Source organism: Xenorhabdus ishibashii, assembly GCF_002632755.1.
GTDB classification, from domain to species: Bacteria; Pseudomonadota; Gammaproteobacteria; order Enterobacterales; family Enterobacteriaceae; genus Xenorhabdus; species Xenorhabdus ishibashii.
Genome location: NZ_NJAK01000001.1, coordinates 2506121 through 2530266 on the forward strand (window position 1 = coordinate 2506121; position 24146 = coordinate 2530266).

General features: G+C 42.3%; 21 protein-coding genes and 2 pseudogenes. 15 read left to right on the plus strand and 8 right to left on the minus strand.

Going from position 1 to position 24146, the window contains the following annotated elements; all coding sequences use genetic code 11:
- Entirely contained in the window at nucleotides 1–1293 is a 1293-nt protein-coding gene (gene thrC, locus Xish_RS11920; protein WP_099118047.1) for a threonine synthase, read from the plus strand.
- 48 nt (nucleotides 1294–1341) lie between these two features.
- On the opposite strand, the gene yaaA is transcribed toward thrC, so the two are convergent.
- Entirely contained in the window at nucleotides 1342–2118 is a 777-nt protein-coding gene (gene yaaA / locus Xish_RS11925) for a peroxide stress protein YaaA (protein ID WP_099118048.1), read from the minus strand.
- 171 nt (nucleotides 2119–2289) lie between these two features.
- Between yaaA and tal the strand changes: the two genes are divergently transcribed.
- Both tal and Xish_RS11935 read left to right on the plus strand, forming a co-directional pair.
- Complete coding sequence (gene tal, locus Xish_RS11930) at nucleotides 2290–3243, plus strand: transaldolase (protein WP_099118049.1); 954 nt, start codon at nucleotides 2290–2292, stop codon at nucleotides 3241–3243.
- 253 nt (nucleotides 3244–3496) lie between these two features.
- Nucleotides 3497–5749, plus strand: a complete 2253-nt coding sequence (locus Xish_RS11935) for a TonB-dependent receptor domain-containing protein (RefSeq protein WP_167383265.1) — start codon at nucleotides 3497–3499, stop codon at nucleotides 5747–5749.
- A 286-nt stretch (nucleotides 5750–6035) separates the two neighbouring features.
- On the opposite strand, the gene Xish_RS11940 is transcribed toward Xish_RS11935, so the two are convergent.
- Both Xish_RS11940 and Xish_RS11945 read right to left on the minus strand, forming a co-directional pair.
- Entirely contained in the window at nucleotides 6036–7436 is a 1401-nt protein-coding gene (locus Xish_RS11940) for a glycoside hydrolase family 1 protein (protein WP_099118051.1), read from the minus strand.
- A gap of 83 nt (nucleotides 7437–7519) precedes the next feature.
- Nucleotides 7520–8893: pseudogene (locus Xish_RS11945) on the minus strand (PTS transporter subunit EIIC); the annotation flags it as partial.
- Nucleotides 8894–9244: 351 nt separating this feature from the next.
- Between Xish_RS11945 and Xish_RS19140 the strand changes: the two are divergent.
- Nucleotides 9245–9370: a hypothetical protein gene (locus Xish_RS19140; protein ID WP_279625623.1), complete on the plus strand. Its 126-nt coding sequence runs from the start codon at nucleotides 9245–9247 to the stop codon at nucleotides 9368–9370.
- Between the two features lie 64 nt (nucleotides 9371–9434).
- Here Xish_RS19140 and Xish_RS18635 read toward each other — a convergent pair whose 3' ends face one another.
- The 3 genes from Xish_RS18635 to trxA all read right to left on the minus strand — a co-directional run bounded on the left by Xish_RS18635 (nucleotide 9435) and on the right by trxA (nucleotide 10114).
- The gene (locus tag Xish_RS18635) at nucleotides 9435–9572 is read right to left on the minus strand and encodes a hypothetical protein (RefSeq protein WP_167383266.1); all 138 of its coding nucleotides are present in this window, start codon (nucleotides 9570–9572) and stop codon (nucleotides 9435–9437) included.
- Nucleotides 9559–9699 (minus strand): FAD-binding protein, encoded by a 141-nt coding sequence (locus Xish_RS19395; RefSeq protein WP_425274996.1) that lies wholly within the window; start codon nucleotides 9697–9699, stop codon nucleotides 9559–9561. Before Xish_RS19395 ends, Xish_RS18635 begins: the two co-directional genes overlap by 14 nt.
- A 94-nt stretch (nucleotides 9700–9793) precedes the next feature.
- Nucleotides 9794–10114, minus strand: coding sequence for a thioredoxin (gene trxA / locus Xish_RS11955; protein WP_099118054.1), 321 nt, complete (start codon nucleotides 10112–10114; stop codon nucleotides 9794–9796).
- Between the two features lie 888 nt (nucleotides 10115–11002).
- Between trxA and Xish_RS11960 the strand changes: the two genes are divergently transcribed.
- The 11 genes and pseudogenes from Xish_RS11960 (at nucleotide 11003) to Xish_RS12010 (ending at nucleotide 23024) form a co-directional block, all read left to right on the plus strand.
- Nucleotides 11003–14422, plus strand: coding sequence for a non-ribosomal peptide synthetase (locus Xish_RS11960; protein WP_099118055.1), 3420 nt, complete (start codon nucleotides 11003–11005; stop codon nucleotides 14420–14422).
- Complete coding sequence (locus Xish_RS11965; protein WP_099118056.1) at nucleotides 14419–16068, plus strand: GMC family oxidoreductase; 1650 nt, start codon at nucleotides 14419–14421, stop codon at nucleotides 16066–16068. The genes Xish_RS11960 and Xish_RS11965 overlap by 4 nt, the downstream gene beginning before the upstream one ends.
- Nucleotides 16058–16807 (plus strand): thioesterase II family protein, encoded by a 750-nt coding sequence (locus Xish_RS11970; RefSeq protein ID WP_099118057.1) that lies wholly within the window; start codon nucleotides 16058–16060, stop codon nucleotides 16805–16807. Before Xish_RS11965 ends, Xish_RS11970 begins: the two co-directional genes overlap by 11 nt.
- Nucleotides 16808–16809: 2 nt before the next feature.
- Entirely contained in the window at nucleotides 16810–17946 is a 1137-nt protein-coding gene (locus tag Xish_RS11975; RefSeq protein ID WP_099118058.1) for an acyl-CoA dehydrogenase family protein, read from the plus strand.
- A 36-nt stretch (nucleotides 17947–17982) separates the two neighbouring features.
- Nucleotides 17983–18852, plus strand: a complete 870-nt coding sequence (locus tag Xish_RS11980) for a GNAT family N-acetyltransferase (RefSeq protein ID WP_099118059.1) — start codon at nucleotides 17983–17985, stop codon at nucleotides 18850–18852.
- Between the two features lie 72 nt (nucleotides 18853–18924).
- Nucleotides 18925–19389 carry a group II truncated hemoglobin gene (locus tag Xish_RS11985; RefSeq protein WP_099118060.1) on the plus strand — a complete coding sequence of 155 codons (465 nt, stop codon included), beginning with the start codon at nucleotides 18925–18927 and terminating at the stop codon, nucleotides 19387–19389.
- A gap of 43 nt (nucleotides 19390–19432) precedes the next feature.
- Entirely contained in the window at nucleotides 19433–20275 is an 843-nt protein-coding gene (locus Xish_RS11990) for a metallophosphoesterase family protein (protein WP_099118061.1), read from the plus strand.
- 34 nt (nucleotides 20276–20309) lie between these two features.
- Nucleotides 20310–20885 carry a flavoprotein gene (locus Xish_RS11995; RefSeq protein ID WP_099118062.1) on the plus strand — a complete coding sequence of 192 codons (576 nt, stop codon included), beginning with the start codon at nucleotides 20310–20312 and terminating at the stop codon, nucleotides 20883–20885.
- 291 nt (nucleotides 20886–21176) lie between these two features.
- Entirely contained in the window at nucleotides 21177–22448 is a 1272-nt protein-coding gene (locus tag Xish_RS12000) for an MFS transporter (protein ID WP_099118063.1), read from the plus strand.
- Between the two features lie 171 nt (nucleotides 22449–22619).
- Nucleotides 22620–22748 (plus strand): annotated as a pseudogene (locus Xish_RS12005) (IS1 family transposase); the annotation flags it as partial.
- A gap of 15 nt (nucleotides 22749–22763) precedes the next feature.
- Nucleotides 22764–23024, plus strand: a complete 261-nt coding sequence (locus Xish_RS12010; RefSeq protein ID WP_099118064.1) for a YfhL family 4Fe-4S dicluster ferredoxin — start codon at nucleotides 22764–22766, stop codon at nucleotides 23022–23024.
- A 2-nt stretch (nucleotides 23025–23026) separates the two neighbouring features.
- Here Xish_RS12010 and acpS read toward each other — a convergent pair whose 3' ends face one another.
- Nucleotides 23027–23407 carry a holo-ACP synthase gene (gene acpS, locus Xish_RS12015; protein WP_099118065.1) on the minus strand — a complete coding sequence of 127 codons (381 nt, stop codon included), beginning with the start codon at nucleotides 23405–23407 and terminating at the stop codon, nucleotides 23027–23029.
- Entirely contained in the window at nucleotides 23407–24138 is a 732-nt protein-coding gene (gene pdxJ / locus Xish_RS12020; RefSeq protein ID WP_099118066.1) for a pyridoxine 5'-phosphate synthase, read from the minus strand. The genes acpS and pdxJ overlap by 1 nt, the downstream gene beginning before the upstream one ends.
- Nucleotides 24139–24146 lie beyond the last annotated feature (8 nt).

A 24146-nucleotide genomic window follows, 5' to 3' on the forward strand; every position in this document is an offset into this window, starting at 1 on the left:
ATGAAATTATATAACTTAAAAGACAACCGCGAGCAGGTCAGTTTTTCACAGGCGGTAAAGCAAGGATTAGGTAAACAGCAAGGCCTCTTTTTTCCACAGGATTTGCCAGAATTCAGCCGTAATGAAATTGATGACTTATTGAAATTAGATTTTGTCAGCCGTAGCCAACGCATCCTCTCTGCTTTTATCGGCGATGAAATTTCCGCAGAGCAATTGGCAACCCGCGTAAAAAATGCTTTTGCTTTCCCTGCCCCTGTAGCGATTGTCGAAGATAACATTGCTTCATTGGAGCTTTATCACGGGCCGACACTGGCGTTCAAAGACTTTGGCGGCCGTTTCATGGCACAAATTCTTGCCCAGATTGCAGGAGACAAGCCCGTCACTATTTTAACTGCAACATCCGGTGATACTGGCGCCGCAGTCGCTCATGCTTTCTATGGATTGAATAACGTACAGGTTGTGATCCTTTATCCCGAAGGCAAGATCAGTTCATTGCAGGAAAAACTTTTTTGTACTCTGGGTGGCAATATCCATACGGTTGCTATCAAGGGAGATTTCGATGCTTGTCAGGCATTGGTCAAGCAAGCTTTTGATGACGAAGAATTGAAACAGGCTTTACATCTCAATTCTGCTAACTCAATCAATATCAGCCGTCTGCTGGCTCAAATCTGTTATTACTTTGAAGCGGTTGCGCAAATCCCAGCAGAAAAACGCGAACAATTAGTTATTTCCGTCCCAAGTGGCAATTTTGGTAATTTAACCGCGGGGCTACTGGCAAAATCGCTGGGATTGTCGGTAAAACGTTTTATCGCGGCAACCAATGTTAATGACACCGTTCCTCGTTATTTAGCGGAGGGTGAGTGGCTGCCACATCAGACCATTCCGACACTTTCCAATGCAATGGATGTCAGCCAACCTAATAACTGGCCGCGCATTGAAGAATTGTTCAAACGCAAAAGTTGGGCACTGAGTGAACTAGCAAATGGGGTTGTGGATGATGAAATCACTCAAAGCACCATGCGTGAACTGGCGGCAAAAGGCTATATTTCCGAACCACATGCGGCCGTCGCTTATCGTGTTTTGCGTGATCAATTACAAGAAGGGGAATATGGCTTATTCTTGGGTACTGCTCATCCAGCCAAATTTAAGGAAAGCGTCGAAGCAACACTCGGCCAGCCATTATCCTTGCCACAAGCGTTAGCTGAGCGCGCAGATCTGGATTTATTATCCCACTTTATGCCTGCTGATTTCTCAACGTTACGTGAATTTTTGATGGCAAGAGCACCAAAATAATCCGGTATTAATCCCTCCCCCCATTTACGGGTGGAGGGACATCGAAAATTAATTCTGCTCAGAACGCTTAAACACCAATTCATCTCCCTTAGAGAGGGGTTCATCGAAAGCATATCCTTCCAGATTGAACTCCACTAGCCGAGCTGGATCGGTCAGTTGGTTCTTAATGATAAAATGGCTCATCAAGCCACGAGCTTTTTTAGCATAGAAACTAATGACCTTATATTTGCCATTTTTTTCATCCAGAAAAACCGGTTTGATAATTCTGGCTGCCAGCTTTTTAGTATTCACCGATTTGAAATACTCATCTGATGCCAGATTGACCAGAACATCATCACCTTGTTGTTCCAGTGCAGCATTCAAGTTTTCAGTAATACAATCGCCCCAAAACTTATACAGATCTTTACCGCGGGGATTTTCCAGCTTAACTCCCATTTCCAAACGATAAGGCTGCATCAAATCGAGAGGACGCAAAACTCCATACAGGCCAGATAGAATTCTTAAATGGGTTTGGGCAAAATCAAAATCGTCAGCAGAGAACGTTTCAGCCTGCATACCGGTATAAACATCACCTTTAAATGCCAAAATCGCCTGACGGGCATTTTCTGGCGTGAAATCGGGCTGCCATTCTGCAAAACGAGCAGCATTTAGTCCCGCCAACTTATCGCTAATACTCATCAAACTGCCGATTTGCGCGGGTGTTAACGTCCGGCAAATCTCGATTAGCTGTTGAGATCCTGCCAATAATCGTGGTTGGCTAAACTTTTCTGTTGCGAGTGGACTTGCATAATCGAGTGTTTTCGCAGGTGAAATGGTAATAAGCATTATTTTTTCCTAATAATCCAGACCTTCCCCACTTTAGCAAAAAAGAATGAAGAGGGGAGAATCTCAGTGATAAGATTTTCCTACCTTACAGCCGAGCTTGGTCATGTTATTATCACAAGATGGCGAGGCAACATTGCCAACGATTTTACGTATAACGATGAGATATTAAACATGACCGATAAACTGACTTCCCTGCGTAAACTGACAACAGTAGTAGCAGATACCGGGGATATCGCGGCGATGAAACTGTATCAGCCGCAAGATGCGACTACCAATCCTTCCCTGATTTTGAATGCCGCTCAAATTCCAGAATATCGCCAACTGATTGATGACGCTATTGAGTGGGCACGTGGTGAAAGCGACTCCCGCGAACAGCAAATTATTGATGCCGGCGATAAATTGGCTGTCAATATTGGTCTGGAAATTCTGAAATTGATCCCTGGCCGCATCTCTACTGAAGTTGATGCACGTCTGTCTTATGACACCGAAGCCAGCGTAGCGAAAGCAAAACGCCTGATCAAACTGTATAACGAAGCGGGCATCAGCAATGATCGCATTCTGATCAAACTGGCTTCTACATGGCAGGGTATCCGTGCTGCTGAACAACTGGAAAAAGAAGGTATCAACTGTAACCTGACATTGCTGTTCTCCTTTGCCCAAGCGCGTGCTTGTGCAGAAGCAGGTGCCTATCTGATCTCTCCATTTGTTGGCCGTATCCTTGACTGGTACAAAGCCAATGGTGACAAGAAAGAATTCGCACCACATGAAGATCCAGGTGTAATTTCTGTTTCTGAAATTTATCAGTACTACAAAGAGCACGGCTACAACACGGTTGTGATGGGTGCAAGTTTCCGTAACTCTGGTGAAATTCTGGCGCTGGCTGGCTGTGACCGCCTGACAATCTCTCCCGCACTGCTGAAAGAGTTGTCTGAGACAGAAGGCGAGGTTGAGCGTAAACTGGGTTATGAAGGCGAAATCAAAGAGCGTCCAGCGCCAATGACTGAAGCTGAGTTCTACTGGAACCACCACCAGGATGCAATGGCAACTGAAAAACTGGCAGAAGGTATCCGTAAGTTTGCAGTAGATCAGGGCAAACTTGAGAGTATGATCGCTGAGCTGCTGTAATCTAGCAATACGCTATTTTTTCTGGCACAAAGGCGATTAATTGGTTGCCTTAAACTAACGACAAACTCCATTCAAAATTAATGGGGTTTGTTTTTTTGCCTTGCCATCAAACCAACTTCCTCCTCCTCCTCCTCCTCCTCCTCCTCCTCCTCCTCCTCCTCCTCGCCCCGTCCTCCCTAAAGATAAGTTGTTCAAAGATCATTATTAATGCATAATGATAATAGTTATTATTATCAACAAATGTAGTAATTTTATGAATAACCCACACTTTTTTATAACGCTTTTTGCAGTCAGCCCGCTTTACTCTTTCGCTACGAATGAATCAACTACCGATCATTCAAGCGATACTCTGTATGTTTATTCTTCATTAGACTTAAAGAAGAGTAATGAAGTATTACTAGATAGTCAGGAATTAAATAAACAAATAATCATTAATCCTGCTGATATATTTAAAAGTACGTCGGGAGTCCTGTCTGGTGAATCTAGATCATCAGGAGCAATAGATGTCAATATTCGAGGTTTACAAGGCCAAGGAAGAATTTCTACTAGTGTGGATGATACTATAAATCAAACAGCCTTATATCGAGGCTATCAGGGGGTATCTAACCGTACTTATATTGATCCAGACTTCATCGGTGAAGTAGATATAAAAAAAGGATTTTATGGTGGTTCTGGTATTACAGGGATAGGCGGTACTGTAAATATGAAAACAATATCTCCTGCTGATATATTAATTCCAGGTGATAACTTTGGTATACGCCTAAAAGGTAGTATTTTAAGTAACCACTCAAACTATAATAATTACACATGGAATGACGAGCCATCTCCAAAAAAAGAAAACATATTTAATGGAAAAAACAACACAGGAAGTGTGGTGGTTGCTTATGCAGATGAAAATTTCGAGTTTTTAGCTGGGGTATCAAAACGCATCAGAGGGAATTATCATTCAGGAAAAAAAGGATTTGGTACAGATAATTATACGTTGCCTGGGTATTTATGTCCGGATGAGTATTATGATGATAATGACGATATAGCTCCTTGCCCTGTAACAGCCGAAACTATCCAAGATGCTGGTTATACCATTTATCCTAAAGGTGCAGCAGTACCTAATACATCAGAGAATACACGTTCTTATTTATTAAAAACCAGCGCATGGATTAATGATGAGCACAGAGTTAGTGCTGTTTACAGTCTATATGACAGTACGTTTGGTGAAACATATGTTGCAGATACAACAACTATAGATAAAGGAACTACGGTCCCAGTATCACAAGGACCAAATGCTTATGTTCGTTTAGCAAGATATAAACTTGGTTATAATTGGAAATCAAATAACCCATTAATTGATCTGAACTTTTCTCTATGGCATTTAGATTTAAAAGACAGACCTAAAACATCCCAAAATACATTAGGTGATGAAAAGAAATCTGATACATGGGGGATTAACCTTTCTAATAACTTAGAACTTTACATGTATAATAAACCAACAAATGTACTTCTGGGAGGGAGTTATCTTACCGAAAAAACAGGGCCAGCCAAAGGTTTTTGGTCTCAGCATCCTCACCAGCGAGAAGGGACAAGACAAGAATACCGTATTTTTGTTAATGGGCAGTATGAATTAACCAATAAAATTAATTTATTATCTTCTCTTGAACATAAAGGCTATTCATTAAAAGATAAAGGTGATACCCCATCAATACCTAAAGATGAAACTGCTTATGGATATAGTTTCGGAGTTGAATATAGGCCAATAAAACAAATAATGCTGTATAGCCGTTATTCTCAAAGTCCAAGATTTCCTTCACTAGTTGAAGGGACAAATGGATTTTTTATGAAAGCTGATAATAATCTACAGCATGAAACCATGAAAAATATTGAAATAGGGTCTGCATTTGGCTTTGAAAATTTAATAGCAAATGATGAATTAAAATTGAGTGTCGGATATTTTAACTCTAATATTGATAATTATATTAGTCGTAGCTGGCAATGGGATAAATTTTCAATGCATATTGATAATATCAATAAGGCAAAATTTGAAGGAATTGAACTGGAGACAAGCTATAAGATTAAGGCTTTTACAGTAAAAGCATCAGCAAATTACTATACAAATATTGAGTTTTGTAAGAAAGAAAAAGGATGTGTTAATGAAAACCTTCCATCTGATTATGCGACAAACCATATTCCGCCTAAAAAAAGCTATTCACTAGATATAAATCAAGGGTTCCTTAACAACAAACTGTCTATTGGTGGAAGAATATCTTACTTTGATAAAAGAGCGATACCGACCGCTAAGGTTGGACGAGGTTCTGCTCCATTGTTAGCACCAGTTGACTATAAACCAGCAACAATCGTTGATTTTAGAAGTTCACTAGTTATAAATAAAAACATAATCGCAGATTTTACTGTGGATAATGTTTTTGACAGATATTATATACAACCAATTAATGTGGGTTATATTCCTTCTCCTGGTCGTACATTCAGGTTAGGTATAACAGCGACTTTTTGAGCAAAAAAGTTGATTTAATAACCCGAACTCTGCTTAAGAAAGGAAACTAAGTGCCTGAGGAACGATTAAAGTTTTTGTTAAAGAAAACAGAATGGTAGACTCCTCAGGCTATGATTAAAGCAGTACAGAATGATTTTATAACTTTGCTTCATCTGCTCTACCGCAACCCCGCAACAGCACCTTTATCTGCACGTCGTTAAAAGTCCACATACTGATTTTTGCTATCAATAATTGAAGGCCATAAAGGTTCTGAACAGACTCAGAACCTTATGAATCAAGAATAGAATCATTCACTCAAGCTACTGCCATTGGTGGCAATCACCTGCCTATACCAATAAAAGCTCTTCTTACGACGTCGTTCCAACGTACCTGTCCCCTGTTCATTTTGATCAACATAGATATAACCGTAACGTTTGGTTATTTCCCCTTTTGAAGCACTGACCAAATCAATCGGCCCCCAACTGGTATAGCCCATAATATCCACACCATCTTCAATCGCTTCTCTGACCTGGATAAGGTGCTCTTTAAGGTATTGAATACGATAGTCATCCCGAATACTGCCATCCGTTTCCAGTGTATCTTTCGCACCCAAGCCATTTTCAACAATAAACAAGGGTTTCTGATAGCGATCCCACAGTAAATTCAATATAGTGCGCAAACCAAGGGGATCTATCTGCCAACCCCATTCTGAACTAGGCAAATAAGGATTAGCCACCATATTCAGGATATTGCCCCGTTGTTTCTGGTATTCCGCTTCATCTGCGGTTGTACAACCGCTCATGTAATAACTAAATGAGATAAAATCGACGGTATTTTTCAGATCATGCCTATCTTGTTCTGTAATAGTAAGTTCAATGCCATTCTCACGAAAATAACGCAACATATAGCCAGGATAATTCCCACGGCTTTGGACATCGCCAAAAAACAACCACTTTTGATTTTGCTGAAGTGTTGCCAATACATCTTCTGGTTTACAGGTTAATGGATACATCAAACCACCAAGCAACATATTACCGATCCGGGCATCAGGAATGATTTCTCGGCACAATTTCACTACCTTAGCGCTGGCAACCAATTGATGGTGAATAGCCTGATAGATCTCTGACTGAGTGCTGTTTCTCGGCAGTCCGACACCTGTCAGCGGTTCATGCAGCGACATATTGATTTCATTAAATGTCAGCCATAACTTCACCTTACTCTGGTAGCGAGTCAATACCGTGCGCGCGTAGTGTTCAAAAAATACGATCAGTCTGCGATCCCCCCACCCGCCATATTTTTTGACTAACGTCCACGGCATTTCATAGTGAGATAATGTAATCAAAGGTTGAATGCCATATTTGGTCATTTCGTCGAACAACCTATCATAAAATGCCAATCCCGCTTCATTGGGTTGATTTTCATCCCCATGCGGAAAAATCCGGCTCCAGGCAATGGAGGTACGTAAGCATTTAAATCCCATTTCTGCAAACAAGGCGATATCTTCGGGGTAACGGTGATAGAAATCGATAGCAATATCTTTGAGATATAACGTTTCATCCGAAGGATCACGTTCAACAACAGGGCCAATAATCCCCTGCGGCAAAACATCTGAAGTGGAAAGACCTTTTCCATCCGTCAAATAAGCACCTTCAACTTGATTGGCAGCAATTGCGCCTCCCCATAAAAAATGCGTTGGAAACTGTTTCATGCAAACCCTCCTCTCATGGACATTTAAAAGGCTTGTGGGAATTCAGACTGGTTTTTATCGGTATTGTCTTCTGTAGGCGGATTGGTAACAGCAGGCAGACCAAACATCCACGTCAAAATGGTCGCAATAATAAATGCCAGCAATGTGCCAATCATTGCCCCCCATACGGTATTATCGATTCCTGATGACGGGATCATTTGTGTGAAGGTAAAAATATTACTCAGTCCCATTGAGTAGACGGCACTTTGGCAATAACCAATAACAGAGCCTCCCATCGCACCAGCAATACAGCCAAAGATAAACGGCCGCCGGTAAGGTAGGGTCACCCCATAAACGGCGGGTTCAGTGATACCAAATATACCTGCGGTAGTCGCAGAGCCTGATAGCATTTTTAATTTAGCATCGCGGGTACGTAAAAAAACGCCTAATGCCGCTCCCGTTTGCCCCATGACGGCAGGCAACAACAGCGGGGTTAAAGTATCGTACCCCAAAACAGTTAAATTATTGATTATAATGGGTACGAATCCCCAGTGCAGACCAAAGATGACACAGATTTGCCAGATTGCGCCCATAATGGCTCCTGCCAGAACCGGAGCAAATCCATATACGGTTTGATAGCCATAAGCCAATGAGTGACTTAACCATGTAGCCACTGGCCCAATAACAATAAACACGAGCGGAACAATCAACATCAGACAGACAAGGGGGGTAATAAAAGTTTTGATAGTGGCAGGCAGGTGTGCATCTAATTTTTTCTCGATTTTACAACTTATCCAAGAGGCAAAAATAATTGGGATCACAGAAGAGCTATAATTCAAAAATGAGAGAGGGATCCCCATAAAGTATTCAGTTACGCTGCCAGCAACCATCGATCCCTCGAAAACAGAGATGATCATGGGATGTACCAAGGCTCCGCCAATTCCCATTGTAATAAATGGATTACCCCCAAATTTTTTACCCGCAGTATAGCCAAGTAATAAAGGAAAAAAGTAAAACAGCGAGTCACTGGCTGCATACCAAATACGATAAGTACCGCTGTCAGATGTCAGCCAATGAAATGTAATGGCAACTGCAAGCAAGCCTTTTAAGATCCCAGAAGCTGCCATTACACCTAAGAATGGGGTAAAGATACCCGAAATAATATCGATAAAATGGTTAAATAAATTATCTCGCTTGCCAGTTGGATCTGGCCTTGAGGATGTTTCATCAGAAGATGCCAACACTTGTTGAATAACCTGATATACCTCTTTGACTTGATTACCAATCACAACCTGAAATTGTCCTCCACTTTCGACAACTGTAATGATATCAGGATGGGCTTTTAGTTTATTGATATCGGCGAGTGTACGATCTCGTAGTTTAAAACGCAGCCGAGTCGCACAATGAACGAGACTGACAATATTTTCTTTACCACCAACACCTGCAATGATTTCTTGGGTCAATATCAGGTATGTCATGCCACTTCCCTCGTTTTCCGCACTGCCTGTGCTTGCAAAATCTATTGGCTACAGATGAAAAAAACCTGACAACGTCAGTCTCTATACCGTGGAGAAAGCCGATGCCAGGTTTTTCCTATCTACGCAGTAACAATCCGTTTTTGATTTTATTTACTTTTAATGCCAGCTCAATTTTCGATCAGAAAAAATGTGATTGTGATCGCTAGATATTTATTAAGACTTTGTCTCAATTCTCATTCCGGCCTCTTTCCAACCCGAAAATCCTTTTTTAAACCGACGGGCTTGAGACGATTCAGAGCACATGATGGCTGGGCTTTAGGGGATAGTATTTACATACAGGATATATTCGAAGTGAAAAATGAAGAGAAAATTATTCCAGATATTAGGCAGTTATTGGAAGATATTGAGACATTCTTTTCACTTTTAGATGGCAAAGATATATCTGACAGGAATCGATTTAGCATTATTCAGCTTTAATTTATTTTGCAAAAAAACTGTATTCGGATTATGACCTATAGCCATAAAACAACCACTTATTAGGCTAATCCAGAAAATCAATTGAAACTATATGGTCATTAATGACTTCTGGAATAAACTCTTTCGCATGCTTATCCATTCTTGACATCAGTTCAGGGCCTGTTGTCCCTCCTGACCAATTCTCAATATCAGTGGTATTCATTAATTGCCCACCCAGTTTCAAACCGGAGACAAACTACAGGATAAAGACCTGCCCTGGCTGCATATATCGCAGCAGTATACCCAGCAGAACCAGTTCCTATAATTAATACTTTCGCATAAACAGGCATTAAATGCTCCTTTGTTTTACTAATTAAAAGCAAATTATGATATTGGGTTGGACTGTTAGGTAAGGCAGGCTCCTCAAATTTAACTCAACCTGAACTACAAATGTTGAGAAACCATATTCTTAAATTGTGATAATGAAGCGACACCAACAAGAGAATCTACAGGTTGCCCATCTTTATATACTAATGTCGTTGGTATGCTGCGAATGCCATATTTCATAGCGATATTATTGGCATCATCAATATTGATTTCCCCGAAAATAGCACTATCTTTCATATCAATCGATAATTGATTAAATGTTGGAGCTACCGCACGACACGGTCCACACCACGGTGCCCAGAATCTAACAACACAGATCCCTTTAGAACTGACTACACTACTAAAATTATCTTCGGTTAATTCAATTAATGTATTCATATTGAATCCTCAGTAAAAATTTTTAAGTTGCTAAAATACAGCTTATAAATGAAATGTGGGGGTATGCGCATGTATATTTGTTAACTTTGATATTGGAACACTCATTTTATGAATCCATGTAAAAGATAATTGCTAACTCAGAATACTCGAACACCCTTAATTCAATTATTATATTGAATATTATAGTTAGATCAATAGATCTTTTCCTATCAGAAAGATAGGTATAGTCTATCAATTAATAACAATAAGTTATTGAAATACTTAAAATAAATCACAAAAAATTTATTCATTCGATATTGGATAAACATAATGATAAAAAAATCAATCAGATAAATTCCGATTGATAACTTTAACCAGAGAAAAATCCAATGGAGGATCTGCTAATCATAAACACAATGATTTCATGTAATAACTATTAAAAAATAAAAAAATAACTCAATGATATGTTGCCTTAAAGTTATTAATTTGCCTACAGGAGATTAACAACTTGGTTATGCGTCAGGAATTATTATGCGACTGCCAATTTGAATTTGATCAGTATCCATATATTTCACATAACAATAATCGTTAATAAAATATTATTATTTGATATTACATTTAGTTATAAACATGTTATTTTTGCGTGAAAGCAAACCAGTCAATAAAACTAAACATCTTACTAAGATTAATGAGGCGTCTGAATATGCACTGTTTTTATTTTAAACTCACGAGTCAATATATTAATTTGATAGTAAATGATGTTTATTTTCACAAAAATAAACTGGTGAATTGTAAAAATATTCTTTGTTAAGAATTCCAACCTATTCCCAGCACTATTTTATTTCAAAGATAAAAAACAACCTCAGAAAAACATAAGTTAACTTATCAATCAAATACAAGGGATAATGCATGCAAAATTTTCTTCAGGCACTACAAGAGTGCGGATTAGAAACTTCTAACTCCCCTGAATTATATAAACCAGAAAATAAAAACTTAGAAGTAGAGCTATCAAATTTGAAAAAGCAGGTTAATGGAATACTTCAAAACAGATTGCCATTAATAAATATTATCATTCCTGTAACGCTACAAGAAGATACGATTGAGACAGAAGATTTTCCATTAACCGATATTCAATATGCCTATTTAATTGGGCGTAACCCCAGACTGGAACTAGGAGGATTAACCAGTTGTCTATATACTGAATTAGATATTAATTCATTAGATATCAATTTATTAAATGATGCATTAAACAAAATCATTGAATATCACCCTATGTTAAGGGCAACTTTATCGTTAGATGGACAACAGCGAATTCTGCCCACGCCATTAAATTACATCATTCCTATTCAGGATTGTAGAAAGTGGTCAGAGTCAGAAAAAGATAATATGCTGGCAAAACTTCGACAGGAAATGGAAATGCAATTATTACCGGTCGATAAAGCACCTACATTCGATATACGGGCAACAATACTTAATGATGATATTACCCGTCTGCATATTTATTTCGACCTGATGTTTGTCGATATTCATAGTGTCCGTTTGGTATTACGTGACTGGTGGCAAGTTTATCAAGGCCATAAGCTTCCTGCTCTACCTGACAATATAAATTTCCCCAATTATATCAAATTAGAACGTTATCTACAGGGACAGCCACAAGGATTACGCGATAAAACTTATTGGGAACAACAACTAGAACATTTGCCCCAACCGCCGGAATTACCATTAAAAAATGCGCCAGAGATAATATCTCCACCTGTATTCAAACGCTATAGCCGAAAAATTCCTGCTGAAACATTATTAGCGCTTAGAAAAAAAGCGGAATTACGCAAATTAACATTGGAAACGATACTTCTCGGTATGTACGCAGAAGTGCTTCGTCAATGGTCGAAACGTCAAATTTTTACACTGACTGTCACGCAATTTGGACGTCGCCCCTATTTTGATGGCATTGAAAATGTTGTCGGCAATTTCCTGCAACCCATGTTACTGGGAATTGGAGGAACAGGAGAAGAAAGCCTCAATGATCGTTTGGTACAAATCCAGACTGATTTGATGACGAACCGCTGGCACTGTTCTTACAATGGCGTTCAAGTTTTAAGAGAGCTGACCCGCCGAAATCATGGCAACCGAGCAGCAACCGCCCCCGTAGTATTTAGCAATACCCTGACGGCTAATTTGGATAATGTCGTGACAGATCCCGGTTGGACGGAAGCGAACCAAGTTTATAGCAGTAATCAAACCCCACAAGTCTGGTTAGAAAACCAGATTGTTCGTGTTGATGATCTTGTGCAAATTAACTGGAATACAGTCAATGAACTATTCCCTGATGGCATGGTGGAAACCATGTTGGATGCGTATCTGGCGCTGATAACGACTTGTGCAGAAGACGATTCAGTATGGGATGAAAACACACCACGGGTGAAATTGCCTGCCTCAGATTTAATGGAAAGAACGAAAGCCAATGCAACGGATACCGAATTTGATCTCAAACTACTGCATGAGATGATTTTGCAGGCTGCTGGCAAATTTCCCAATGCAATTGCGCTTATTCAGGGCGAAAAACAAATTACCTATGCAGAAATGGCCAACAGAGCCTATGCAGTAGCACAACAACTCCGAGCCTCTGTTCCAATTCATCCCAATGATATTGTCGCTGTTTCCCTGCCACAAAGCCCAGAATTAGTTATTGGCTTATTGGGTGTTCTTATGTCAGGTGCGGCCTACGTAGCCATTGATCCTCAGCTTCCTGCGGAACGTCGGATGAGTTTGCTCAACCGCTGTTCAGCCAAAGGAATTATCACTGACAGTACTGTTTTTGCACATGATGAATTTACACATTTACTTCGTATCAATCTGGATGAGTGTTCTATACCCAAGGCGATGGATACAGAGCAAGTGACTACGGCACGTTGGTCTTCCATATCTTCAGAGCAAGGATTAGACGATTTAGCCTATGTCATCTTTACCTCTGGTTCAACAGGAGAGCCGAAAGGGGTAATGGCTTCCCACCGTAATGCCGCCAATACCGTATTTGATATTAACCATAAATTCCAGATAACAGAAAAAGATGTTGTGTTGTCTATCGCGCCTGCCGGGTTTGATTTGTCTGTCTATGACTATTTCGGGCTATTAGGTGTAGGAGGAAAGGTGATTTTTTCCATGCCAGAAACGGCTAATGACCCCAAAGTCTGGCTAGACATGCTGATCAAACATCAAATTACGATCTGGAATAGTGTTCCTGCTCCCGTGAAAGTATTGGTAGACAGAAATGGTTCTGCACTATCCGAAACCCAATTAAGGCTAATCCTTATGAGCGGAGACTGGATACCGGTCGATCTCCCTGAACGTATTCGGGAAAGTTTGCCAAATACTGCGATCATGAGTCTCGGTGGAGCGACGGAAGGCTCTATCTGGTCGATACACTATCCAATTGAAAAAATTGATAAAAACTGGAAAAGCATTCCTTATGGCAAGCCGCTGGCAAATCAAACTTTCCATGTTTTGAATAACTGGCTTCTTCCCTGCCCCAAATGGGTAACCGGAGAACTCTATATTGGTGGAGACGGAGTGACTCAAGGTTATTTGGGTGATGCAGAAAAAACGGCACTACGCTTTATTACCCATCCCGTCACAGGTGAACGGCTGTACAGAACAGGAGATTTAGGACGATATATTGCCGATGGTTTAATAGAAATTTTAGGGCGCGAAGATAATCAGGTAAAAATCAATGGCTATCGCATTGAATTAGGTGAAATTGAAGCCTGCCTTCTGGCTCACAAAAATGCCAGCCATGTCGTCATTGATGCTCCCGTTCATGCTAAAACCGGACAACGACATATCGTTTCCTATGTTGTGCCTGAGGCGCTAGAAACATTGGATGAGCCGACCCATTTTCAGGATCAATTGAGGGAAATAGCCCGCAAAACCTTGCCCTCTTATATGGTGCCCAGTTATTACATCTTATTACCCCATATGCCATTAACCAGTAATGGAAAAATTGACCGTAAAGCGCTGCCTATTCCCTGGTCTGATTCCGAAGAACATGCAGATGCTCCGGTTGCACCCGCTAATGAGATCGAAGCGAAGATCCTGAAACTCTGGCAAGCACAACTTCAACACGATGATTTTGATGTCACTGATGGCTTTTTTGATATTGGCGGTGATTCACTCCATGCCGTTGGTTTACTGAGTGCACTGAGACAGGAATTTAATATTACCCCAGTTGGTGAACAGGACATCATCGAAGGGCTGTTCATGAATTCTAATATTCAGTCTTTCTCTCGCATCATCGAAACCATCGTCCAATCTCAAGCGGTGAATGAGCTATGACCAAAGCATATGATTATATCGTGGTAGGCGGTGGTTCAGCAGGATGCGTGGCAGCCTCTCGCTTGTCTGAAAATAGCACGAAGTCCGTACTGCTGATCGAAGCGGGCCACGCATCTGATGTACACAACCCTGTCAGTCCACTCAGAGATGCGTCAAGGCTGGTGCTGGAAGGATATAACTGGGATTACGAAGCCAATGTGCGCAATGATGATCAGTTCGCCGCTCTTATGGCTTCTCCTGCTTATGGGCAAAATAACAAACAGCAAACTCGCAAACACAAAGAGCGCAAGCCGTTCAATTATCGCGTGGGGAAAGTCCTTGGGGGTTCCTCCGCCGTCAATGGTGCTATTGCCCTGCGAGGATTTCCGAGCGATTTTGATAAGTGGACTCAAATGGGTTGCCCTAATTGGTCTTGGGAACAAGTTCTGCCGTGGTTTAAGCATTTGGAGAATGATATTGATTATATCGGTAATGATAACCACGGTTCACAGGGACCAATGTGTCTGCGCAGACCGAAAAATAGCGAGATACATCCACTTGATATGGCTTTTGCCCATGCCTGCGAACAATTTGGTGTACCTTACGTCGATGATCTCAATATCGGTGAAGATCCCGCCGTCGGCCCTGTGCCCGCTAATGTTGTTAACGGCGCAGAACGAGTCGATGTTTATCGTTCATACCTTGAACCTGTCCTGAATAGAGAAAATCTGCATGTGATGACAGATGCCCAGGTCACGGAGATCGTTTTTAACGGCACGGTCGCCTCAGGGGTAAGGATCATTCAGGCGGGAGAAGAGCAGGTTTATCAGGCCAGACAAATTGTTCTCTGCGCTGGCGCAATTGGCTCAGCAACATTATTACAGCGCTCAGGCGTGGGTGATCCAGAACACCTGAGCCGATTAGGTATCCCTGTTGTTGCGCAAGTCCCCGCCGTTGGCAAAAATCTAACTGACCATGCTTCGGTGGTGCTCTGGGCACTGCCTAAAGCTGGTGTCTGTACCACAGGACTACCGTGGCGGCAAATTGCTGCCCGCATTAGAAGTGATTATGACGAAAAAGTCGATGTGCAAATTGGCTTGCTGAACAATGTCGCCAGTGACACCGTACCGGGGTTCAGAGATCGCGTTGCTTATCCAATGCTGGTTGGCGCTTCCGTCATGTTGATGCGCCCAGAGATTCAAGGACGGGTTTTCATCAATTCCGCCACGCCCACGGTATTACCGCAAATTGATCTGCCATTGACCCGTTCCCCATCAGATATCGCACGCCTCGTCGGGGGAGTACGTAAAATTTGGCAGGTTTTACGCCACACGAAAGTGGATACCTTCCTTGATGGCATCCAATTTTGGTCTGACTCCATGATTTATAACGATGAAATCATGACCAGTGCAATCAAAAACCTGGTTAATCCAGGCTGGCATGCGTCTGGAACGCTCAGAATGGGTGCCCATGATGACCCTGATAGCGCCACGCAAGAAGATGGCCGAGTACATGGCATTACGGGGGTGACAGTTGCTGACGCTTCTCTATTCCCCACCATTCCCTCTATGCCAACGAATCTGACAACCATTATGACGGCTGAACGCATTGTCAGTTTTTTAATAGAGAGAGAAGCCACCAGCGAGCGGAGGACAAATGGTAACTAATTGCAGACGGGTGATTTATGCCTTTCCCCATGCAGGAGCAACAACAGCAATTTATCGCCCTTGGCTAACTGATCTCATGGTCACTCAGTCTGCGATCTTACAACCCGTTGCGATCCCTGGTCGTGGTTATCTGGCTAAAGAGCCTGAAATTCACGATCTTGAGGCCCTGATTGAACGACTGGCATCAGATATTTGGGCTGATTTCCAGCAGAAACAAGCACAAGGTATCACGGAATGGATCACTTTTGGTCATAGCTTTGGTGGCGTGCTAAGTATCGCTGTAGGTCAGGCGATCATGAAAAACTATGGCACTTCTCCTTTATTTGGCGTGGTATCCAGTTCTGTTCCTCCCCATCGTCAACCCAACGATGAACGGCATAAATGGACAGATGAACAATTGATTCAGAAAACCAAAGCGGATCAAGGAACGCCCGCAGCAATCTTGAACGAACCTGCGCTGATAAAACCCATTATCCGGCAACTGCGCAATGATTACCTGATACGCAGTCAATTTCCCCGGCTTGCCAATATACAGGTGAATTATCCACTGGTGCTGATTTCCGCCACTCAAGACAGTTATGTCACTTTGGCAGACATGGAAGACTGGAAAAATTACACCTCTGACGATATTTCACTCATCCATATTGAAGGGGATCACTTTGCTGTGTACCACCACTGGGATGTCATCAGACAAATATTGCTAACTCAAGCAAATAGACTGACAAAGAATCTGGAGTAAATATGCGTATTGAGATTGATAATTTTGATAATTACCGGAAATCCTGTCGTGAATTCCTTGAGCGTGAAATTGCCCCTGAGCACCAAAAGTGGGAAGAGAATGGGCTGGTTGAACGCACCTTTTGGGAGAAATTAGGCCAGTCAGGATTATTAGGTATGAGTGTCAGCCCTGAGTTTGGTGGACTGGGTAAAAACGACTATCGGTTTGCGGTCATTCTGACAGAAGAACTCATCAAAGCAGGCATCACTGTACCAGGCATCGTTGCTCACAATGATATTGTTGCCAGCTACATTTTTGCCCTCGGTAATCAGGAACAGAAAAAAAGATGGCTGCCAGAATTGTGTAGTGGAAAACGAGTTGCAGCCATTGCCATGACGGAGGCGAGTGGAGGCTCCAATACAGCAGACATCAAAACTGTGGCTAAACGGCAAGGTGATTACTATCTGGTTAATGGCGGCAAAACTTACATCACCAATGGTATCAATGCAGATCTGATCGTTGTCGCGGTGAAAACAGAAGAGGGGCAACAAGGCCAGGGGATCAGTTTACTGGCAATAGAACGGGATATGGCCGGATTCACCAGAGGAGAGCCATTAAAGAAAATTGGCTGGAATGGCAGCGACACGGCTGAACTCTTTTTCCATGACTGTAAGGTTCCTGTCACTAATCTGATTGGCCGTGAAAACCTCGGTAACTATTACTTTATGTCAGCAATGCCTCGTGAACGCCTCAGCATCTCAACCGTGGCGGTTGCCAGTGCAGAACATATATTGCAGGGCACACTGGAATATGTGAAAGAAAGAACAGCCTTCAATCAACCGATCGGCTCCTTCCAATACAACCGTTTTATTCTTGCGCAATTAGATACCGAAGTAAAAATTGCCCGAATCTACCTGGATAACGCTATCGATCTCTTTAATCAGGGGCTTTTCAGTTTAGTAGATGCCGCCCGCATCAAGTGGTGGACGACCGAACTGCAAATGAAAGTGGCAGATCGTTGCCTGCAATTGCACGGCGGCTTGGGTTACATGCGCGATTCCATTGCTGGCAAGAATTGGCTGAATAGCCGCGCCCAAACTATTTACGGTGGAACCAGTGAAGTGCTGCAAGAAATCATCAGCAAATCGATTGGACTTTAAAGCATAGTACACGCGGGTGGAGAGGATATATTGGTTATGAATAAGATGAACAGTAAGTCGTGTCTCATTCAATCCGTCAACGTCAGTCAATGGAACTCTATCATTCTTAATTGGGCAAATGCCGAAAACTGGGATATGAATGTGGATGATGCAGCCTGTTTCTTTAAGGTAGATCCAGAGGCTTTTTTTATTGCTTATCGTGGTGCTCAACCCATCGCATCAATGTCGATAGTGAATTATTCAGATTTTTATTCGTTCGGTGGCAATTTCATCATAAAACCCGAATTCCGCAATCATGTTTGCGCCGGAAAAATATGGAAACGGGGGATGGACTATGCAAAACACCGCACAATTGGCTGTGATGGTAACTGGGATAGAACGCAGCTCTACGAAAAAAGAGGATTTGCCATCCATTACCGTAATGTCCGGCTTTCTGGACTTATCAAGCAAAAAATCACTCCACCAGCGGGCGCTATTCTGATTACGCCAGCCAATATTGATGAAGTCATTAAATATGATGCTGAATGCACTGGTGTTTATCGAGAGGCATTACTTGCTAATTGGTTCTGGGGAAAAGAACGTTATGGATTTTGTACTTATTCCAGAACAGGGATTTCCGGTGTCATTGGTATAAGGCGATCTCAAAATGGCTACCGAATAGGCCCTTTTCTCGCTGATAACGCTGAAGTTGTTGAAACATTAGCTCTTACCGCATTCGCTCAGATCCCTGATGGTTTACCTGTATCGGCCGATGTTCCAGAAACTGATAACAACGAATTTCTCCAATTGGCTAACGAATATGGGCTAAGGGGGCTATTTAACACATACAGAATGTACAAAGGCAATCTCATACCAAAGGGGCGGCTGGATAAGGTCAAGGCCATTGCGTCTTTGGAGTTAGGGTAATGGGTATCAACAAATAGCCGTTACCTGAGTCGCAACATCATCAATAAATATATTCATATGAGAGGTTATGTTATGGCAAATGAAACACCGACCTTATTTGAATGGATGGGAGGCCGTGAGGTGCTCATGAAACTCATGGACACCTTTTACGCCAAGGTTGAAAAAGATGAACTACTTGCTCCGCTGTTTAAAAATATGAAATCCGATCACCCTGGTCACGTCGCCATGTGGTTGGAAGAAGTACTCGGTGGAGAAAATCGCTATACCAAAGATCGTGGTGGCTTCAAAGTTATGATAAGCCGTCACAGAGGCAGAAGCATCCAACCTGAACAAAGAAAGAGATGGGTAGAGTTGTTGATGGAATCTGCTGATGAAATCGGCTTACCTTCTGATCCTGAATTTCGCGCAGCATTCGCCGGTTACATCGAATGGGGTTCACGCAGGGCTGAGGCCAATTCTCAACCCAATGCCGCCCCTTCACGTCGAGAAACCGTACCTAAATGGGGATGGGGAGAAGCTCCTCCAGGAACTCCCTGATTTTTACAAAAACTTATAGGTAAAGTTTTAGAGAGGTGAGCTTATGCTGTTGGCCGTCAGTGACTTGCATGTATCTCATGCAGCAAATAGAGCAATAGTCGAATCATTCAGGCCATCGACACCTGACGATTGGCTGCTACTGGCTGGCGACATTGCAGAGCAGGAGTCAGATTTTATATGGGTCATCAGTATGCTTTCCCAACGATTTGCTCAGGTCGTCTGGACGCCAGGAAATCATGAACTCTGGTGTACACCAAAAGATCAATTAAAGTTGCCTGGCGTACTGCGTTATGAACATCTGGTCAATATCTGCCGGCAGCATAACGTACTCACCCCCGAAGATGAGTTTCGGCATTACCACATGGGGAATGGTACAACGGTTACCATTGCCCCTGTTTTTACCTTATACGATTATTCATTTAGAAATACCTGCGACTATACAGCGGAACAGGCCATAGAGCGCGCTCGTCGTTGTGGTGTCATCAGCTCTGACGAGTTCTTCCTGAAAACTTATCCCCACAGAACTATTACCGATTGGTGTCGGGAACGTATCCAATATACCGAAAAACGCTTAAACACCATTCCAGATGGCGAAGATATCGTACTGATAAGCCACTTTCCTATCATCCGTAAGCCGCTCGAATCCTTACGCAACAGCGAATTTTCCATTTGGTGTGGCAGTGAAAAAACACACCAATGGGCATCAAAAACAGGGGTGCGGATGGTGGTATATGGACACTTACACATTCCTAATCTCGAATATATTCAGGATGTTGCTCATTTGGAAGTCTCTTTGGGATATCCGCGGGAATGGCAAGAGCGTGGCAGAAGCTCTTACTTAGTACAACTAGACGGGTTGCTGGAGAACGCTAACGCGTATAGCTAACCATCTATTTTTATAATAAAAGGCTAATTTACCGATGAAAAATGATGAAATAATTCCACAGATAAAACCTCGGATCTTAATTGGGGCAACCGGTTCAGTAGATATCACCCTCCTCCCCAAATATCTTTCAGCAATTAAGGCGGCGTTCAACTGTACATTAACAGTATTGATGACAAACAATGCCACCACCTTTTTACCCGCCTCAACCGTAGCTCTCTATGCCGATCGGATCATTAGCGGAGAGATGCCACACGATTGGCCAACAGACAAACCTTCACGCATTGTCGCGGATCATGACATTATGGCCATTTTACCTGCAACGGCTAACACGCTTGCAACTGCTGCTTGTGGTGGTGCAACCAATCGATTAACAACTGTGGTTCTGGCCTCCACATTTCCTGTGCTGTTTTTTCCAGTCATGGGACACGTGATGTGGGAAAAAAAAGCAACACGTCGCAATATCACCCAATTACGTGATGATGGCTACCACGTTATTGAACCCGTATGGCACGAAAATTTTGATGTTTCACTACAACGAATGGTTGGGCATCCTTCATTACCGGATATTGAAACCGTTATTTCGCTACTGAAACAACATCTGCCAAAATAAATTCTGAGATTAATACAGTTGTGGAAGAGTACTCCGCCCCTTAATTGACAAAAAGCTATCCAACATGTGGACTGGATGGGTACTCTTCAAATTCTCCCCTGATATAGAGACATAAATTCCTCTTCTGTTTGCCTCTAAACTACATATCACTACAATAGGCTCTCTTTAAAAATTGCAGAATAAATATCTTTTAATATAGCATCCGTTTTATTTTCATCTATTTTTGTATCTGGCAAAGACATTGAAAATAATCACCTTAAATCCCATTTTATAACTATAAATCGGTAACTTATGTCACAACATCACAATCGCCCATTAAATAAACAAGATTATAAAACGCTGTCCTTAGCGGCTTTAGGTGGCGCTCTGGAATTTTACGACTTTATTATTTTTGTCTTTTTTGCTGTTGCGCTTGGGGAACTCTTTTTCCCTGCGGATATACCTGAATGGCTCAGACAACTACAAACATTTGGTATTTTTGCTGCGGGTTATCTGGTTCGACCTTTAGGTGGGATAGTCATGGCTCATTTTGGCGATCTCATTGGGCGAAAGAAAATGTTTTCACTCAGCATATTGATGATGGCCGTACCAACACTGGCCATCGGTATGTTGCCCACCTATGATGCTATAGGTATTGCTGCCCCTATCCTGCTGTTACTGATGCGGGTTATGCAGGGAGCGGCGATTGGTGGAGAAGTGCCCGGAGCCTGGGTTTTTGTAGCAGAGCATGTTCCCCATAAACGCATTGGACTTGCCTGTGGTGTTTTAACGGCAGGGTTGAGCTTGGGGATTTTATTTGGTTCTCTCGTCGCAACTATTATTACTGCAATTTATTCCAGGCAAGAAGTCTTGGATTGGGCATGGCGCCTGCCATTTTTCTTAGGAGGCATTTTCGGTTTATGCGCCATGTACTTACGCCGTTGGCTGCATGAAACCCCTGTCTTCAAGGAAATGCAGGAACGCAAAGCATTGTCAGAAGAGTTACCACTAAAAACTATCGTCTTTAATCACAAACGCGCCATCTCTATTTCCATGCTGCTGACATGGCTGCTTTCCGCAGGAATTGTCGTTGTTATCTTGATGACACCAACCTATATGCAGACAGTCTTTAATCTGGAACAATCACTAACGTTAAAAGCAAACAGTCTGGCGATCATCTCATTGGCGATTGGCTGTGTTTCTGTAGGATATTTATGCGATAAATGGGGTGCAGGTATCGTGCTGATTATCGGTTGCATTCTATTAGCTGCCACAACCTGGTTTTTCTACCACAATATCAGCCATGAACCGCTTAAACTATTTAGAGCTTATTCCCTCGCAGGCCTGGCTGTGGGTGTGATTGGCGCAACTCCTTTTGTCATGGTAAAAAGCTATCCGCCAGAAGTCAGGTTCAGTGGCATTTCATTTTCATATAATTTGGCTTATGCCATTTTTGGTGGACTGACGCCGATATTCGTCACTTTGCTACTGACCTACACCTCACTGGCACCGGCCTACTACATGATGACCTTATCGGTTGTTGGCCTTTTCTTAGGGTTTTACTTGCGGAAAAAATCGATATGAAAAAGCAGATGGGAATGACGGTAACAGTATATACGGTCACGCATTCAATCCGTTGATGGTGGTATATAACTCCCTTTTTTTCGGAGAAATTAAATGGCGATGATTGAAGTAAAATGTCGATTTTGTCAACAAACAGAATTCGTCAAAAAGCACGGTAAAGGCGATGCGGGACAACGTATCGAGCGTGAAAATCTTACACTTCGCAACAGAATTAAACGATTGAACCGTAAAACACTCGGCTATTCAAAATCCCCTGAGATGCATGACAAAGTTATCGGGACTTTTATTGACAGAAAATAACGGAAAGAAGTTGAAATGGCACTACTAATTACCAAACGCTGCATTAATTGTGATATGTGTGAACCCGAATGCCCTAATCAGGCCATCACAATGGGTGCAGAGATCTACGAAATTGAGCCTGAACGCTGTACCGAGTGTATCGGGCATTACGAAAAGCCAACTTGCCAAACTGTTTGCCCGATTACGAACACTATTATCCTTGACCCTAACCATCAGGAAACCGAAGAGCAGTTATGGGATAAGTTTGTGCTCTTACATCATGCTGATAAGATCTGAATTTAATTTTCCAATATCACCGTCGCACAGGCATAACGTCGTTCATCTGCCAGTGTGACATGTATAGATTTTACTTTCAGTTTGTCAGCCAGCACTTCTGCCTCGCCATGAAGTTTTAAAGTGGGTTTTCCCAGAGGATCATTAATCACTTCAAATTGGTTAAAAGCCAGTCCGTTACGGATGCCGGTTCCAAATGCTTTAGCTGCCGCTTCCTTGACAGCAAACCGTTTTGCAAGGAAGCGGATAGGCTGGTTATGTTTTTGATATTGCTGCCATTCCCCATCACTCAGAATACGCCTTGCCAGACGCTCACCTGAACGCCCGACAATTTCTTCAATGCGAGATATTTCAACAATATCTGTGCCTAATCCAAGAATGGCCATTAACGGCGTGCTTCCCGCAATAAAGTTTTCATATCCGCAACAGCCGCAGGTAAGCCACTAAATACAGCACGGCCAATAATGGCATGCCCTATATTCAATTCATAAATTTCAGGTAAGGCTGCAATACGCTGCACATTGTGGTAGGTCAAGCCGTGGCCTGCATTGACTTTAAGCCCTTTAGCGGCTGCATAGGTTGCGGCTTCTTTGATACGCTGAAATTCTTTTTCCTGCTGTATCTCACCCTCTGCATCTGCATACGCACCAGTGTGAATCTCAATAAATGGTGCCCCAACTTCGACAGCAGCATCAATTTGTTGGTGATCTGCATCAATGAATAAAGACACCAAAATCCCTGCTTCTGATAAAGTCTTAACCGCCGCAGCAATATGCTCTTTTTGCCCAAACACATCCAATCCACCTTCGGTTGTGACCTCCTGACGCTTTTCAGGTACTAAGCAACAGAAAACAGGTTTGATTTGGCAAGCAATCCCCACCATTTCATCTGTTACCGCCATTTCAAGGTTCATACGAGTTTGGATAGTTTCTTTTAATAATTGAACATCTCTGTCAGTAATATGGCGGCGATCTTCACGCAGGTGAACCGTTATACCATCTGCACCCGCTTGCTCTGCAACAAATGCAGCCTGAACGGGATCGGGATATTGTGTCCCACGGGCATTACGTAAGGTTGCAATGTGATCAATGTTGATACCTAACAATACCTCAGCCATTTTTAGCT

What these genes read in the sequence shown, in the direction of transcription:
- thrC (WP_099118047.1), top strand. Translation starts at nt 1, where the DNA reads ATGAAATTATATAACTTAAAAGACAACCGCGAGCAGGTCAGTTTTTCA.
- yaaA (WP_099118048.1), bottom strand. Translation starts at nt 2,118, where the DNA reads ATGCTTATTACCATTTCACCTGCGAAAACACTCGATTATGCAAGTCCA.
- tal (WP_099118049.1), top strand. Translation starts at nt 2,290, where the DNA reads ATGACCGATAAACTGACTTCCCTGCGTAAACTGACAACAGTAGTAGCA.
- Xish_RS11935 (WP_167383265.1), top strand. Translation starts at nt 3,497, where the DNA reads ATGAATAACCCACACTTTTTTATAACGCTTTTTGCAGTCAGCCCGCTT.
- Xish_RS11940 (WP_099118051.1), bottom strand. Translation starts at nt 7,436, where the DNA reads ATGAAACAGTTTCCAACGCATTTTTTATGGGGAGGCGCAATTGCTGCC.
- Xish_RS18635 (WP_167383266.1), bottom strand. Translation starts at nt 9,572, where the DNA reads ATGAATACCACTGATATTGAGAATTGGTCAGGAGGGACAACAGGCCCT.
- Xish_RS19395 (WP_425274996.1), bottom strand. Translation starts at nt 9,699, where the DNA reads ATGCCTGTTTATGCGAAAGTATTAATTATAGGAACTGGTTCTGCTGGG.
- trxA (WP_099118054.1), bottom strand. Translation starts at nt 10,114, where the DNA reads ATGAATACATTAATTGAATTAACCGAAGATAATTTTAGTAGTGTAGTC.
- Xish_RS11960 (WP_099118055.1), top strand. Translation starts at nt 11,003, where the DNA reads ATGCAAAATTTTCTTCAGGCACTACAAGAGTGCGGATTAGAAACTTCT.
- Xish_RS11965 (WP_099118056.1), top strand. Translation starts at nt 14,419, where the DNA reads ATGACCAAAGCATATGATTATATCGTGGTAGGCGGTGGTTCAGCAGGA.
- Xish_RS11970 (WP_099118057.1), top strand. Translation starts at nt 16,058, where the DNA reads ATGGTAACTAATTGCAGACGGGTGATTTATGCCTTTCCCCATGCAGGA.
- Xish_RS11975 (WP_099118058.1), top strand. Translation starts at nt 16,810, where the DNA reads ATGCGTATTGAGATTGATAATTTTGATAATTACCGGAAATCCTGTCGT.
- Xish_RS11980 (WP_099118059.1), top strand. Translation starts at nt 17,983, where the DNA reads ATGAATAAGATGAACAGTAAGTCGTGTCTCATTCAATCCGTCAACGTC.
- Xish_RS11985 (WP_099118060.1), top strand. Translation starts at nt 18,925, where the DNA reads ATGGCAAATGAAACACCGACCTTATTTGAATGGATGGGAGGCCGTGAG.
- Xish_RS11990 (WP_099118061.1), top strand. Translation starts at nt 19,433, where the DNA reads ATGCTGTTGGCCGTCAGTGACTTGCATGTATCTCATGCAGCAAATAGA.
- Xish_RS11995 (WP_099118062.1), top strand. Translation starts at nt 20,310, where the DNA reads ATGAAAAATGATGAAATAATTCCACAGATAAAACCTCGGATCTTAATT.
- Xish_RS12000 (WP_099118063.1), top strand. Translation starts at nt 21,177, where the DNA reads ATGTCACAACATCACAATCGCCCATTAAATAAACAAGATTATAAAACG.
- Xish_RS12010 (WP_099118064.1), top strand. Translation starts at nt 22,764, where the DNA reads ATGGCACTACTAATTACCAAACGCTGCATTAATTGTGATATGTGTGAA.
- acpS (WP_099118065.1), bottom strand. Translation starts at nt 23,407, where the DNA reads ATGGCCATTCTTGGATTAGGCACAGATATTGTTGAAATATCTCGCATT.
- pdxJ (WP_099118066.1), bottom strand. Translation starts at nt 24,138, where the DNA reads ATGGCTGAGGTATTGTTAGGTATCAACATTGATCACATTGCAACCTTA.